Annotated in this window: 14 protein-coding genes and 3 pseudogenes; 5 read left to right on the forward strand and 12 right to left on the reverse strand. The window is 36.9% G+C overall.

The genetic code is table 11. The features are described from left to right. Positions 1 to 614: 614 nt before the first annotated feature. The 3 genes from M3196_RS10355 to M3196_RS10365 form a co-directional block, all read right to left on the reverse strand. A complete protein-coding gene (locus tag M3196_RS10355; protein ID WP_251322211.1) occupies positions 615 to 1,370 on the reverse strand; it encodes an alpha/beta hydrolase in 756 nt (251 codons plus the stop codon). A gap of 581 nt (positions 1,371 to 1,951) precedes the next feature. Next, the gene (locus tag M3196_RS10360; RefSeq protein WP_251322212.1) at positions 1,952 to 3,169 is read right to left on the reverse strand and encodes a Zn-dependent hydrolase; all 1,218 of its coding nucleotides are present in this window, start codon (positions 3,167 to 3,169) and stop codon (positions 1,952 to 1,954) included. Next, positions 3,162 to 3,869: an L-2-amino-thiazoline-4-carboxylic acid hydrolase gene (locus tag M3196_RS10365; protein ID WP_251322213.1), complete on the reverse strand. Its 708-nt coding sequence runs from the start codon at positions 3,867 to 3,869 to the stop codon at positions 3,162 to 3,164. Before M3196_RS10365 ends, M3196_RS10360 begins: the two co-directional genes overlap by 8 nt. Positions 3,870 to 3,989: 120 nt before the next feature. Here M3196_RS10365 and M3196_RS10370 point away from each other — a divergent pair, with 120 nt between their 5' ends. After that, the gene (locus M3196_RS10370) at positions 3,990 to 5,462 is read left to right on the forward strand and encodes a sodium/proline symporter (RefSeq protein ID WP_251322214.1); all 1,473 of its coding nucleotides are present in this window, start codon (positions 3,990 to 3,992) and stop codon (positions 5,460 to 5,462) included. Positions 5,463 to 5,555: 93 nt separating this feature from the next. On the opposite strand, the gene M3196_RS22220 is transcribed toward M3196_RS10370, so the two are convergent. From M3196_RS22220 to M3196_RS10395, 5 genes and pseudogenes are all read right to left on the reverse strand, one after another. Further along, positions 5,556 to 5,639, reverse strand: coding sequence for a JAB domain-containing protein (locus M3196_RS22220; RefSeq protein WP_425310994.1), 84 nt, complete (start codon positions 5,637 to 5,639; stop codon positions 5,556 to 5,558). A gap of 79 nt (positions 5,640 to 5,718) precedes the next feature. Beyond that, positions 5,719 to 5,876, reverse strand: a pseudogene (locus M3196_RS10380) (spore germination protein); the annotation flags it as partial. Between the two features lie 74 nt (positions 5,877 to 5,950). Further along, positions 5,951 to 6,325, reverse strand: coding sequence for a PaaI family thioesterase (locus tag M3196_RS10385; protein WP_251322215.1), 375 nt, complete (start codon positions 6,323 to 6,325; stop codon positions 5,951 to 5,953). A 116-nt stretch (positions 6,326 to 6,441) separates the two neighbouring features. Continuing rightward, positions 6,442 to 7,434, reverse strand: a complete 993-nt coding sequence (locus tag M3196_RS10390; protein WP_251322216.1) for an LLM class flavin-dependent oxidoreductase — start codon at positions 7,432 to 7,434, stop codon at positions 6,442 to 6,444. 302 nt (positions 7,435 to 7,736) lie between these two features. Then, positions 7,737 to 7,910, reverse strand: a complete 174-nt coding sequence (locus tag M3196_RS10395; protein WP_251322217.1) for a hypothetical protein — start codon at positions 7,908 to 7,910, stop codon at positions 7,737 to 7,739. Positions 7,911 to 8,149: 239 nt separating this feature from the next. Between M3196_RS10395 and M3196_RS10400 the strand changes: the two are divergent. Further along, a pseudogene (locus M3196_RS10400) lies at positions 8,150 to 8,356 on the forward strand (thioredoxin family protein); the annotation flags it as partial. 46 nt (positions 8,357 to 8,402) lie between these two features. Here M3196_RS10400 and M3196_RS10405 read toward each other — a convergent pair. Together M3196_RS10405 and M3196_RS10410 are read right to left on the reverse strand one after the other, a co-directional pair. After that, positions 8,403 to 8,720, reverse strand: coding sequence for a tetratricopeptide repeat protein (locus tag M3196_RS10405; protein ID WP_251322218.1), 318 nt, complete (start codon positions 8,718 to 8,720; stop codon positions 8,403 to 8,405). A gap of 734 nt (positions 8,721 to 9,454) precedes the next feature. Then, complete coding sequence (locus tag M3196_RS10410) at positions 9,455 to 9,820, reverse strand: winged helix-turn-helix transcriptional regulator (RefSeq protein WP_251322219.1); 366 nt, start codon at positions 9,818 to 9,820, stop codon at positions 9,455 to 9,457. Between the two features lie 205 nt (positions 9,821 to 10,025). Between M3196_RS10410 and hxlA the strand changes: the two genes are divergently transcribed. The 3 genes from hxlA to M3196_RS10425 all read left to right on the forward strand — a co-directional run bounded on the left by hxlA (position 10,026) and on the right by M3196_RS10425 (position 12,059). After that, on the forward strand, positions 10,026 to 10,604 hold the full coding sequence (gene hxlA, locus M3196_RS10415) for a 3-hexulose-6-phosphate synthase (protein ID WP_251322220.1): 579 nt from the start codon (positions 10,026 to 10,028) through the stop codon (positions 10,602 to 10,604). A gap of 62 nt (positions 10,605 to 10,666) precedes the next feature. Further along, positions 10,667 to 11,224: a 6-phospho-3-hexuloisomerase gene (gene hxlB / locus M3196_RS10420; RefSeq protein ID WP_251322221.1), complete on the forward strand. Its 558-nt coding sequence runs from the start codon at positions 10,667 to 10,669 to the stop codon at positions 11,222 to 11,224. 115 nt (positions 11,225 to 11,339) lie between these two features. After that, positions 11,340 to 12,059, forward strand: coding sequence for a 3-ketoacyl-ACP reductase (locus M3196_RS10425; RefSeq protein WP_251322222.1), 720 nt, complete (start codon positions 11,340 to 11,342; stop codon positions 12,057 to 12,059). A 59-nt stretch (positions 12,060 to 12,118) separates the two neighbouring features. Here M3196_RS10425 and M3196_RS10430 read toward each other — a convergent pair. Together M3196_RS10430 and M3196_RS10435 are read right to left on the reverse strand one after the other, a co-directional pair. Further along, positions 12,119 to 12,381, reverse strand: a pseudogene (locus M3196_RS10430) (hypothetical protein). Between the two features lie 48 nt (positions 12,382 to 12,429). Continuing rightward, positions 12,430 to 12,606 (reverse strand): ATP-binding protein, encoded by a 177-nt coding sequence (locus M3196_RS10435; protein WP_251322223.1) that lies wholly within the window; start codon positions 12,604 to 12,606, stop codon positions 12,430 to 12,432. Positions 12,607 to 12,721 lie beyond the last annotated feature (115 nt).

The raw sequence follows: 12,721 nt of genomic DNA on the forward strand, positions 1-12,721 counted from the left end.
TGTTTGAGGCTGGTTGGGACCGTGATCCCGTATTGTGGAATAAGAAACAAAAAAGTAATAATCTCTTTATCTAATAGACACCTTCTTAAAATTCATAATGGTTCTGAATTCAATTGTTCAAATCGATTGATTAATCATTTTTCTCCATCTTTTTGTAAAGTTTGATTATAAGTTAGGGTCATGGACACTATGGGTAAATTCGAGGAACACAAAAAACGTTTTCTAAATTTTTTTAATTGTTTTGTGGGTGGCATCCTTTTTCAAATAACAAACTAAATTTCACCCACAAAAATAAAATCCCTCGATACAATGGTATCAAGGGATTTCACTCTTAGTACAGCTCGTATATTGTTCGCGTTACCAAGGGTGAACTTGTGTGCGGAACAAAATCACCCTTTATTCGCTGTTATATCAGCAGGTTACCTATTTTAGTTTTCAAAATATATCTTATCTTTTAAAATTATTTTGGTCATTTTTTGGTCGGGATTTTGGTCATTTAATTTTGAGAATCATGTGTTATCGAGGAAACTTAAGAAATAGATGAAGATCTAATGTTTTTTTGTTCATCCAAACAGTATATGGATGATTTGAAAATTCATTTAGTCAAATACGCATTACACTTTTGCCTTGTTAAGAACCTTTTCGATAAATCTTAGTGTTTCATCGATGATGAGCTGCTGATCGTAATCAAGTGTTGCAACATGATAGCTATTTTTCAATTGTACAATCTGTTTTTCGGAGGATGAAATTTGATCATAAATGACTTGAGAGTTATCAGGCGGAACTACATGATCTTCGGTTGATACCAAAATCAATGCTGGGCATGTGATAGAATGAAGATTGTCTTTCACGTTTTTCATCAACTCCACAATTTCTATCACGGACCGAACTGGGGTCTTTTCGTACGCCAGTTCAGTTACTTCCGGATCTTTTATATCAGAGCCGATTGCATCCAAAAATCGGTCACTAGATAGTTGCATTGCTTCCATGTCGGGAATTTCGATCGCTGCGTTTATCGGAATAATTGCCATGATGTCGGGATATTTTTCTGCTAAATATAACGTAAGTGTTCCACCCATGGAAAGACCGGTGACAAAAATAGTGTCGCAACGCTCTTTCAGCCACTGATAGCCTTCTTCAATGGAAGCGATCCAATCTTCATGTGTTGTCATTTCCATGTCCTCATAGTGAGTTCCATGCCCCTTAAGCCTTGGGCCGCAAACGGTGTATCCTGCTTTTGCAAATGCCTTACCGAGCGGGCGCATACTTTGGGTTGAACCAGTAAAACCGTGAGAAATCAATATTCCCACCTTGTTCCCTTCTAAGTAAAAAGGTTGAGCTTCTTCCATAACTGGATACTTCTCTGTCATGCTGATTCCTCCAATCGTTTTTAACATCAATGTTATGTACTAATTCGATGAATTGGATTAATCACCTGCAAAGTGAAGATAGAAGAAGTTTTCGAATTAATTTTTGAACTTATTTATCCAAAATTTAAAGGATTGGAGAATGTGAAAGATAAAAGAAAACCCTTCACTTAATACCAATTATTTCAAATCAATAATTGTAACTCAATGATTTTTTTCATAAAAAAGAGGCTTACCCTATTCTGGATATGCCCCCTTTTGTTGAATATCAAACAATGATTTCCGTGGTACTATTTCATCTTTTTTTAACATCTCTTCGTCATTAATTAATTTGGATAAAACAAAACTCACCTCTCTTTCAAACCCATTCCTTTTGGAAAGTTCTTATTGATGTTCTCCGACCTTACTTTTTTCCACCCTCCCATGTGATGATGATTGCAAGTGCTATCGCAGGTGCCTTTATGGGATATGCAGCCACTTCTAGGAAGATGTCGAGAAATTGCAGAGGATTGCTAGAGATGAATATACTTTTATCACCTTATTTTATCCAATCTGGAACTGACCCTTTTCATTAGTTCTGGTAATTAAGCTTTATCCAGCTTGACCAGTGTATTAAGCATAATTTCTGCCCCTGCTTTTACATCTTCTTTTGCAGTAAATTCTTTTGGATTGTGGCTCAATCCGTCTTTGGAACGAACAAAAATCATACCTAATGGAAAGATATCCTTAAATTGCATCGCATCATGGCCTGCACCGCTTGGCAACCATATAACGGGATAGTCCAGTTCATAAACGCTTTGTTTAATCGCATTTTGAATATCCTGCGAACATAAAACGGGTGAAACTCTTTGAAGCTCTTCAATCGTCATTTTAATATTTCGTTCATTTACTATTTTTGCAGCATAGTCTTTGATTTCCTTCTCCAGGCAATCTCTCAGTTGTTCATTGATGTCCCGGATATCCACTGTAAATTCAACAGTACCCGGAATCACATTAACACCTCCAGGGGTCACAGATAAAGAACCTACAGTTGCTACGGCATCGGAATATTTTGATGCTATTTTCTCTATTTCAGAAATGATCAGGCTTGCAGCTACTAAAGGGTCTTTTCGTTGGCCCATCGGAGTTGCTCCGGCATGCTCTGCTTCACCAGCTAATTTGAATTTTAACCATAAAGGACCTGCAATTCCAGTTACAATGCCTACGGGTGTATGATGGTTTTCTAATACTTTTCCCTGTTCGATATGAAGCTCCAAGTACATTTTCACATTATCTATCTTAGAGGAATGAATGTTTTTGGGTTCAAATCCTTGTTCTATCAATGCTTCACGTATTGAAATACCTTCAACATCTTTCATATCTAAGTCTTGATCCGTTAAAGTCCCGGCTACTGCACGGCTTCCAATCATACCAAATCCAAATCGGGAACCTTCTTCATCTTTAAACGCAATGACCTTAACAGGATGCTTCAATGTGATGTTTTGGTCTTGAAGGGAATGCATCACTTCAATCGCTGTTAATACACCTAAACTTCCGTCAAACTTTCCTCCGTTAGGCACTGTATCGATATGGGAACCTAGTAAAATAGCAGATAATCCTTCTGTTCCATACTTAGTTCCTATTAAATTGCCAACAGTATCGTAGGAAACGTCTAAGCCAGCGAACTGCATATAGCTTTTTACAAGCTCGTTTGCGTCGTGTTCAGCAGGTGTATAAGAAAAACGTGTAACACCATTATCCGGGGTTCGCCCGATGTTGGACAGTTCTTCAATTCGATCCCATAGACGATCGATATTAATCATTTTCTATCTCCTTTAATTTGAAATTAAAGTGGCACACGCCTTCTTTTAAGACGTATTGGTCATGTTCAACTTCAAATCTCGGATTATAGCCTTTCGCTACTGCAGGATCAATCATCTGACAATATAAAATTCCGTATTCGTGCAAATTATCATCAGCCCATTGCTGGCCAAAAGGACATTGTGTAAAGGTTTGCTCAATTACTTCAGGTTTAAATATGTTTTCATATTCAAATAGATCACTGCGGCCCATATCATAGTTTGATAGGTAATTGTCGATGGTATTAGGTTTGCCAAGATGTTTGGCTCTTTGGGCAATGCCTTTTCCGCGCTCTTCTCCAAATGTTCTTACACCTTCTTTTATGGCATTCCGGCCCTCTTCCCCATATACATCAACAACGGCTTTGGTGACTTGAGCAAAAAGCTTTGCCATTAAGCCATAAATAGTCGTATCACCATATTTGTTCACACTATCAAAATTACCAGGAATGTAGTTATTTAAAACATGATCCTCACCTTCTTGTGTAGCTTGCTGGGCAATGTCATAGGCATCTTTATAACCGAAGTTTTCAACACCGTTTTGCAGTAGCTTTTTACCTTCAGTTCCAAAGGCTGAAATCACAGATTTTTCTATATGTGTAAATAACTTTGCTGTAATGGTATACATTGATAATGGCGGTAGCGGGGTCTTATTTGTGTCCATTACGAACGCTCCTCATCTTGGTTGATTTTTTTCATTATATACCTTAAATTTAATATATTCAATTCCAATAAGTTTTATCGGAATTGAAGGTTTATAAAAAGGGAAAAGGGGCAAAAAATCATGATTGATGCAGGAAATTATATTGTATTTTTTGAGGTAGCCATCTACCTTTCAGCCATGCTGGGAATTGGATTTTATTTTGGCAAAAAAGATCTGGATCATAGTGACTACTTCTTAGGCGGAAACAAATTACCCGGATGGGCATTAGCTTTTTCAGAAAGAGCGACGGGAGAATCTGCCTATATGTTTTTAGGGGCAGTCGGTTTTATTTATGTTACGGGTTTATCCGGCATATGGATTCTGTTTGGCATGTTTTTTGGGGTCGTTGTTTCGTGGCTGTTCCTGGCTGAAAAATTCATGAGCGAGAGAAAAAAATACAATGTATACACGCTTTCGGATTACTTAGCTGTTAAATATCCTAATCATAGCCATATCATTAGATGGATCTCCAGCCTCATTATTGGGATCTTCTTTATTTTTTACATATCCGGACAATTTGCGGGTACTGGGAAAACCTTATACTCGATTTCCGGTGTTGACGTTACGTGGGGTACGATCATTATTTCGGTCATTATTATTGCCTACTCCTGTATGGGAGGATTTATGTCTGTTGTTTGGACAGATGTAGTTCAAAGCTTCCTAATGGTCGCTACTTTTATCGTGGTGCCAATTGTTGCTTATATAGAAATACAATCTCAAAACCTTTCTATCTCTCAGTCTCTTATAGATATGGACAATGGGGGAAATAGCTGGATCGGGGGATTATCAGGTGTTGGTTTAGGTGTGATGTTATTTGCTAATTTTTCCTGGTTTTTTGGATGGCTCGGGGGACAGCCTCAATTAAGTTCCAGGTTTATGGCTTTAACTGATGAAAAAGAAGCAAAAACTGCCAAAGTTGTAGCATTGGCGTGGACGCTGGTTGTTTACCTGGGTGCTTTTTTGGTTGGAATATTTGGTAGTGCTTTATATAAACAAGGCACCGTAGCTGATTCCGAAATGATACTTCCTCATATGCTATCTGATTTGCTGCCGCCTTGGGCCACGGGCATTTTTATAGCGAGCATACTTGCTGCTATTATGTCTACAGCTTCTTCGCAATTAATGGTCATTACAACGTCTGTTAGTGAAGATGTTATTCATAAATCATTAGGGATAAAATTAACGAGTAAATCTCTTGTGAAAATCAGCCGGATTACTGTCATTGTAGGAGGAGTGCTGGGACTCATTCTCGCATTGATTTCGAAATCTCTTATCTATACCGTTGTAAGCTTTGCCTGGGCGGGTATTGGTAATACGTTCTCGGTAGCTATTCTATTGACCTTCTTTTGGAAAAGAACTTCAGGGGCTGGTATAGTAGCTGCCATTGTAACTGGTTTTATAAGCGCCATTGTTTGGGCAAGCACTCCATTAGAAGAAATAATCACTTCAAGAGCCAGCACATTTTTTATTGCGCTTTTAGCCGGAGTTATTTTTAGTCTATTAATGCCTGATAAAAAGGTATACAAGTCTAACGTTAAAACAGAAACTGTATAAGGTAAAAACTTACTTGATCATTGCAAAAAGCGCTTGGGATAACCAAGCGTTAATTTTTATACACATCCATTTTCTTTTAAGCTGGTACATATCCTATCCACCTTCGATATTGACAATCAGGTGGTCAAGAACTTCTATCCCCATTATACGACCAACCTCAGCAAGACGTATCGTCACTTCGATATCTTCTCTAGATTGAGTTGTGTCTTGAGAAGGATGATGGTGACAAAAGGATGATGGCTGCGCTGTTATTTAAAGCGATAGCAGAAATACCAACCAAAACGATCAGAACTTGACTAGCGAATCCTGCTTCTACAACAGCTTGTCCAACGACATACCACCGATGACGCCTATCGTTTGACCAGATTTCGTAGGCATTCTTAGACTTTCTTCTTTAATGACTTCAAGTGTCACATACTAACCTTGGTCAGTCCTGAAGGGGTTTACTTTTTCATAGCGTTCTGTTGTACGTTCGTAATTAAGAGGTTTTAAGAATTATTGAAAAACACTCCCTTAGCTTTTGCAATCAATTGGTCCTCCTCATCATAAATTAAACAATCGGCATGCGTAAGGTTTCTCCCTTCCTTGACTAGATGTGCATGCGCGAGTAAACAATCCCCTTTTGCGCCTTTTAAAAAGGTTACATTAAGGTCTACTGTCACTACTTTTTGTATTTTGTTTTCATCAGCCTCAATTGTATTACACATCGCTACATCAGCGAGTGATGATATGATACCCCCATGTACCACCCCTAAACTATTTAAATATAGTCGTTTAATAGGTAAAACCACTCTAACGCTTTTTTCGTCAATTCTTTCATATTGAAGACCTAAGAATTCATCAAATGGTTGTTGTATAAACACTGTCCTCACTCCAAACAATTAGGCGTTTATTTTTTGATATCCTCATATAGCATAGCATAAAGTCTTTTAATATGGATTCAACGTTTTGCAAGGAAAGAAGATAAACTTTTTAAGTCTTAAAGAAATGCTTCCGCCAGTAAGGAGTAAGATTGAATCTTGTCTTGAAAATCATAGACATTAGTCAGGATCATGAATTCGTCTGTTTGATAAAATTCACTTAATCGAAGTAGTTCCTCTCTTACCTTCTCAGGAGTTCCGATTACCATTCGATTCCGATTTTCGATTACTTTTGCCTGGTCTTCTTTTGATAATGATATACTCTTTGACTCACGCTTAGAGGGAATATGGGTATCCCTCCCCTTCTCAACTGCTAACAGCCACAGGTCCTGGCTCAGTGCCATTTCTTCTGCTTGTTCTTGTGTTGGAGCACATACCACAAATATACACACGATTGTTTTTGGTTTAGCTAAAGATCTAGAGGGTTGGAAGTTATTCCTATAGGTTTCCATCGTCCTTTTCCCATTAATTGGATTGATAAAATAACCATAGGTAAAGGCTGTTCCCTTCTCAGCAGCTAATCTTGCCCCTCGATGTGTGACACCTAAAAGCCATAATTGCGGTTTTGTTTCAACAGAAGGATAAGCAATCACATCATGATAAGGGTGTGAATCGGGTAATTGATCATAAATAAAGCCTTGTAGGTCAGTGACTTGTCTTGGGAATTCATTCATACTTTTTCGCAATCCGTCGGTGAGGGCTAACCGAGTCGATGAAGAACCTCCGGGTGAACGCCCGATTCCCAAGTCAATTCTATTTGGAAACAATGCGTCTAGAACCTTGAAATTTTCTGCTACTTTAAAAGGACTATATTGTGGAAGCAAAACCCCACCTGAACCTACACGTATCTTATTTGTATGTGAAGCAATACTTGAGATCAACACCTCTGGTGATGTACCCGCTATTCCAACTGAATTATGATGCTCAGCTACCCAAAATCGAGTGTATCCCAATTCCTCTGTAATTTTTGCCAATCGTACTGTATTTTGTAGGGCAATATTTGCATTTTGTGCATTACTTATGACAGATTGATCGAGTACACTCAGTTTCATTAAAATGACCTTCTTTCATGACAATTCTCTTAAATAAAATTTTGCCGGCCATAGGGACTATTTCCGCATTCTGGAGATTGAGTGTTCATTTACGAAAAGGCTCACCCTATAATTATGAGCGGTTTTGTCATAAGAAACAGGGGATTGATCTAAAATCTCATATGGGATCTCTCTTTCTAGACCAGTCATTATTACAATTATCATATCTTATTATACATAACCATATTAAAGCAAAATATAAGTAAAAACAGATCACTTGAATGGACCTGAATCCACCTGTGATCTGTTTTTTGTAAAAATCATCAAGATTGTAGAGTTTGTTTTACCACCTCTTCTAATGAAGTTGGTGTACCAATCAGTTTTTGCAAATCTCCAGAAGTTCTGGAGGTCTCCCCTTCAGAAACTGCTTGATAAATACCGGCCGACATTTCAACCACTGGTTTTGGCAAACCTACAAGGATAAGATAATCTTTCATTTCATCATCAATGTCGGTTCTACTTCTAGGTTCCTTTGAAATATTTTTTAATAAAATACGACTAAGACTAATTCATGATTAACTTTTTAGCTTTAGGATATAATAAAAAAATAGTTTGAAGCAAGGAGGTTTTATATATGTTAAAGAACTTAAATGAAAAAGATTTTGAAACAACAGTTAAAAATTCAGAAAAACCTTTTGTCTTAAAATTCACAGCAGATTGGTGACCAGGCTGTAAACAACTGGGTCCAGTTGTAAGCAGTGTTTCAGAGGATTTAAATCAAATTGATTTTTATAGCGTGGATGTTGATGAATCACCTAATCTTTCGAAACAATTTGGAGTAATGAGTATTCCTACGATGATTTTATTTAAAGATGGCAACGAAGTAGACCGAGTAACAGGAGCGATTCCTGAGGAAGCTGTAAGGGAGTTTGCATTACAATAGAGCTGGAAAAGCAGACGGATTGTTTCGTCTGCTTTCTGTTATTCATCTATTCACTTTTATCGTTCAATGTTCCTGTTCCAGGAATAACACACCCTTCTGGACCACAAACTAAATCACCTTTTAATTGAGCTTCCTTAGCCTTTTCTTTTTCTAATTGCTTCTGTTGCCATTCGATATCAATCATTGGGGAAAACTTCTCAGGATAACGGATATACCAGCGTTGCTTACGAATTAGAAAATTATCTGTATCAAGAAGAAGAGCCTCATTCAATTCTTTTAAGGCTTCTTCCTTTTTGCCATTTTTCGCATATTCCATACCAAGTTTATATTTTGTTTGAGATAGTTGTTTTTCTAACTCCGCCATTCCCCAGCAACGCAGCTGGAGCCTGTGACCTTATGACAGTACCGGTTTCAATATCAATAAGAGTAAATTAGCTCAGGATATGGGAGTTGATCGGAGGACGGTTGATAAGTAACAAAGTAGATGAACCATATTGCAGGTAAGTTATATCCGTTACCCATTTTTGATTAGGCTTATCTGCTGTAATCATTACCCTATTTTTACATGTACGTTTTGTTTATTTCTTCCAGAATATATACAAATACTGATAGCTCTTAAATGCAGATATCCATCTTTTGGACATTGTTTATTATTTTTGGTGATTGTTAAACACCTTTCACAAACCTTACGATGTTTACCTTGGAGACTTTCTATAGAATCTCTCCTTCGTACAAACATGAACCTGAAAGACATTATAAATAAAGATAGAATCACTTCATTTAACTTTTTCTGCTGTATAGAGTCATTGCTTTACCAAAACAGTATATTATGTATATTCCATTCTTGAAAGTACGCACTTTATTTGTATATAGTTACATTTAGATTATATAATGTAAAAAATAATACTATAAATATAAAAGTAAAAAAGCCTTGAGCAGCAATCATGTAAAAATCACTGTTCAAGGCTTTTTAATCTATTTTTATTAGATATGGTGTTGTTTCTACTCTTTAAATACACAGTAATATAAAAAACACGGTTAAAAATGGCTAACCGTGGTAAGTTATGATTGTCTTACAGGATGAAAAGAAACTTTTTTCTACTTAACAGCTGATCGATCCTCAGTTTCCTTTTCCAATACATTCTCAATATAATCTTTTCCCCATTCATACATAGCATCTATAATCGGTAAAAGTCTTTTTCCATGCTCAGTCAATGAATATTCAACTTTCGGTGGAACTACAGGGTAAACTTCACGATGTACTATTAAATGATCTTCAAGTTCGCGTAATTGATTAACAAGCATTCTTTGGGTAATACCCGGCATAAGGGATTTTAATTCACCAAATCGTTTCGTTCCTTCTTTGCCTAGATGCCATAAAATCAACAATTTCCATTTACCACCAATTACTGAAAGTGTTAATTCTTTTTCACAGTTGAAAGTTTTCTCTCCTAAATTTGGCATTCACTTCACCTCCCCCCTTATTTTATCCATTAGTATACTTTTTAGCACTATATGGGATAAAAGTGCGTACTTTTTATTTTGGAATATACTCAGTATACTAAGTAACGTGCAAGTGAGTAAATAGCTTTTCAAAGGGAAACATTTGCAAATGTTGAATGACAGTCTCTTAGCACAATATAAAACATTTTATAAGGAGCGAATATAAATGAAATTACAATTAGCATTAGATCTTGTCGATATTCCGGGAGCAATTGAATTAGTGAAAGAGGTAGAAGAGCATATTGATGTTGTAGAAATTGGTACACCTGTGGTGATCAATGAAGGTCTTAAAGCAGTGAAAGAAGTAAAAGCTGCATTTCCTAACTTAACCGTATTAGCTGACTTAAAAATTATGGATGCAGCTGGATATGAAGTAAGTCAAGCATCTGCTGCAGGTGCTGACATCATTACTATTCTTGGAACTGCAGAAGACGAGTCCATTAAAGGTGCAGTAGAAGAAGCTAAAAAACAAGGGAAACAAATCCTTGCTGATATGATCGCTGTTAAGGATATTGCAGCACGTGCAAAAGAACTAGATGAACTTGGCGTTGATTATATTTGTGTTCATACTGGCTACGATCTTCAAGCAGTTGGAAAGAACTCTTTTGAAGATTTACAAACCATCAAAGGTGTTGTAAAAAATGCTAAAACTGCAATCGCAGGTGGTATTAAGTTAGACACACTTCCAGAAGTCATCAAAGTACAACCAGACCTTGTCATTGTAGGTGGCGGGATTACTGGATAAGCTGATAAAAAAGCTGTTGCTGCCAAAATGCAACAAATGATTAATCAAGGGTAATTCAGATCATGAATACAACTCAATACCTAGCTGAAATCATAAAAGAGTTAAATCGCTCCGTAGATTTAATTTCGAATGATGAAGCTGAAAAATTAGTTAATGGGATTCTTGAATCAAAAAAAATCTTTGTTGCAGGCACAGGTAGATCTGGATTTATGGCCAAATCATTCGCCATGCGAATGATGCACATGGGGATAGATGCCTATGTGATTGGCGAAACAGTAACCCCTAACTTTGAAAAAGATGACATCTTAATCATTGGATCAGGTTCAGGAGAAACGAAAGGTTTAGTTTCCATGGCTGAGAAGGCAAAAAGCATCGGTGGGACGATTGCAGCTGTAACCATTTTCCCTGAGTCCACTATTGGACAATTAGCGGATATCACAATTAAGTTGCCTGGCTCACCTAAAGATCAATCGGAGAGTGATTTTAAGACGATTCAACCAATGGGCTCATTATTTGAGCAAACACTTTTACTATTTTACGACGCTGTGATTCTTCGGTTCATGGAGAAAAAAGGTTTGGATACCAATAAAATGTACGGTAGACACGCCAACTTAGAATAAATATATTATTCCTCGAGTTCTAAATAGGAAAGACCGCAAGCTGTTTCCATGCAAGATTGTGGTCTTTCTGTTAGAATGAACTACTTCAATTTGTAATAATTTTAGGAGTGATAAAATGATTTCTTTAAATGGAAAAACTGCAATAGTTACTGGCGCAGGAAGAGGCATTGGACGTGCTACTGCTATCGCCTTAGCAAAAGAAGGCGTTCATTTAGGCCTAATCGGCTTAAATATGTCAAATCTAGAAAAGGTAGCTGCTGAACTATCGGAATATGATGTGAAAGTTTCTGCAGCAACAGCAGATGTGACCGACCTTGAATCCGTTACCCATGCTGTTGAACACATCAAATCAGACTTAGGCCCAATTGATATCCTAATCAACAATGCTGGTGTTGCTAAATTTGGTGGGTTCCTTGATCTAACACCAGAAGAATGGGAAAAAATCATCCAAGTCAATTTAATGGGTGTGTATAATGTAACAAGAGCAGTATTACCAGGAATGATCGAAAGAAAATCAGGAGATATCATCAATATCTCTTCATCTGCTGGCCAAAAAGGTGCTCCTGTTACAAGTGCTTACAGTGCTTCTAAATTCGCTGTTTTAGGGCTAACAGAATCACTTATGCTAGAAGTAAGAAAACATAATGTCCGTGTTACTGCTTTAACACCAAGTACGGTCGTTACAGATTTAGCCATTGATACAAATCTTGTTAAAGGCAATGAAGAAAACGTGATGCACCCAGAAGACCTTGCAGAATTAGTCGTGGCTAGTTTAAAATTTAATCCAAGAGTATTCGTTAAAACAGCTGGATTATGGTCAACAAATCCATCATAAAACGAAGCAAATCCAGTGGGGTCTGCTTCTTTAGTTCGTACAAAATACTCTTATATGTATCAGTGATACAAGGACATTACTTTCTCTAAATCAACAATTATCTGGTTAACTTCATTCTGTGCTAAGCGTACAAGCATTTGATCGTATAAAGTAATAATTTGCCCATCCTCTTCATGCTGATGTTTTATTAAATAATGATAAATATTATTTAACTGGTCTTCATTAAGGACCGACTCTGTTCCAAATTCTTAACTTTCTGTAAGGAAAATTCATTGATAGTCGAATCAAATTCACCTGCAATAATGTTCCCTTTCACGAACATCCTCTCACTTCTCAAAGTCAGTATAGGATAGTTTTCCCACATAATATGTTAAATAAATCTGACCATAAGGCTTAATCCATTTCCATTATGTTTGGTAGTGAAAAAACGTTCCCCCAATCTTTTAACATGTTCCTCCCCTATTCCTACCCCTTCATCCTTGATTTTAATTAAAATATGATGAGCAGTCGAATCAATGAAAACATAGATACTACCACCAGTTGGCATCGCCTCTATGGAATTTTTAATTAAATTTATTAAAAATCTGTTTTAACTGATTTTTTTCCACAGTAAAAACGATATCCTCTGAAAATTCATATTTAATTCGTACATCGAGGAACAC

Source organism: Fictibacillus nanhaiensis, assembly GCF_023715445.1.
Classification (GTDB): domain Bacteria; phylum Bacillota; class Bacilli; order Bacillales; family Fictibacillaceae; genus Fictibacillus; species Fictibacillus nanhaiensis_D.

What these genes read in the sequence shown, in the direction of transcription:
- M3196_RS10355 (WP_251322211.1), bottom strand. Translation starts at nt 1,370, where the DNA reads ATGACAGAGAAGTATCCAGTTATGGAAGAAGCTCAACCTTTTTACTTA.
- M3196_RS10360 (WP_251322212.1), bottom strand. Translation starts at nt 3,169, where the DNA reads ATGATTAATATCGATCGTCTATGGGATCGAATTGAAGAACTGTCCAAC.
- M3196_RS10365 (WP_251322213.1), bottom strand. Translation starts at nt 3,869, where the DNA reads ATGGACACAAATAAGACCCCGCTACCGCCATTATCAATGTATACCATT.
- M3196_RS10370 (WP_251322214.1), top strand. Translation starts at nt 3,990, where the DNA reads ATGATTGATGCAGGAAATTATATTGTATTTTTTGAGGTAGCCATCTAC.
- M3196_RS10390 (WP_251322216.1), bottom strand. Translation starts at nt 7,434, where the DNA reads ATGAAACTGAGTGTACTCGATCAATCTGTCATAAGTAATGCACAAAAT.
- M3196_RS10395 (WP_251322217.1), bottom strand. Translation starts at nt 7,910, where the DNA reads ATGAAAGATTATCTTATCCTTGTAGGTTTGCCAAAACCAGTGGTTGAA.
- M3196_RS10405 (WP_251322218.1), bottom strand. Translation starts at nt 8,720, where the DNA reads ATGGCGGAGTTAGAAAAACAACTATCTCAAACAAAATATAAACTTGGT.
- M3196_RS10410 (WP_251322219.1), bottom strand. Translation starts at nt 9,820, where the DNA reads ATGCCAAATTTAGGAGAGAAAACTTTCAACTGTGAAAAAGAATTAACA.
- hxlA (WP_251322220.1), top strand. Translation starts at nt 10,026, where the DNA reads ATGAAATTACAATTAGCATTAGATCTTGTCGATATTCCGGGAGCAATT.
- hxlB (WP_251322221.1), top strand. Translation starts at nt 10,667, where the DNA reads ATGAATACAACTCAATACCTAGCTGAAATCATAAAAGAGTTAAATCGC.
- M3196_RS10425 (WP_251322222.1), top strand. Translation starts at nt 11,340, where the DNA reads ATGATTTCTTTAAATGGAAAAACTGCAATAGTTACTGGCGCAGGAAGA.
- M3196_RS10435 (WP_251322223.1), bottom strand. Translation starts at nt 12,606, where the DNA reads ATGCCAACTGGTGGTAGTATCTATGTTTTCATTGATTCGACTGCTCAT.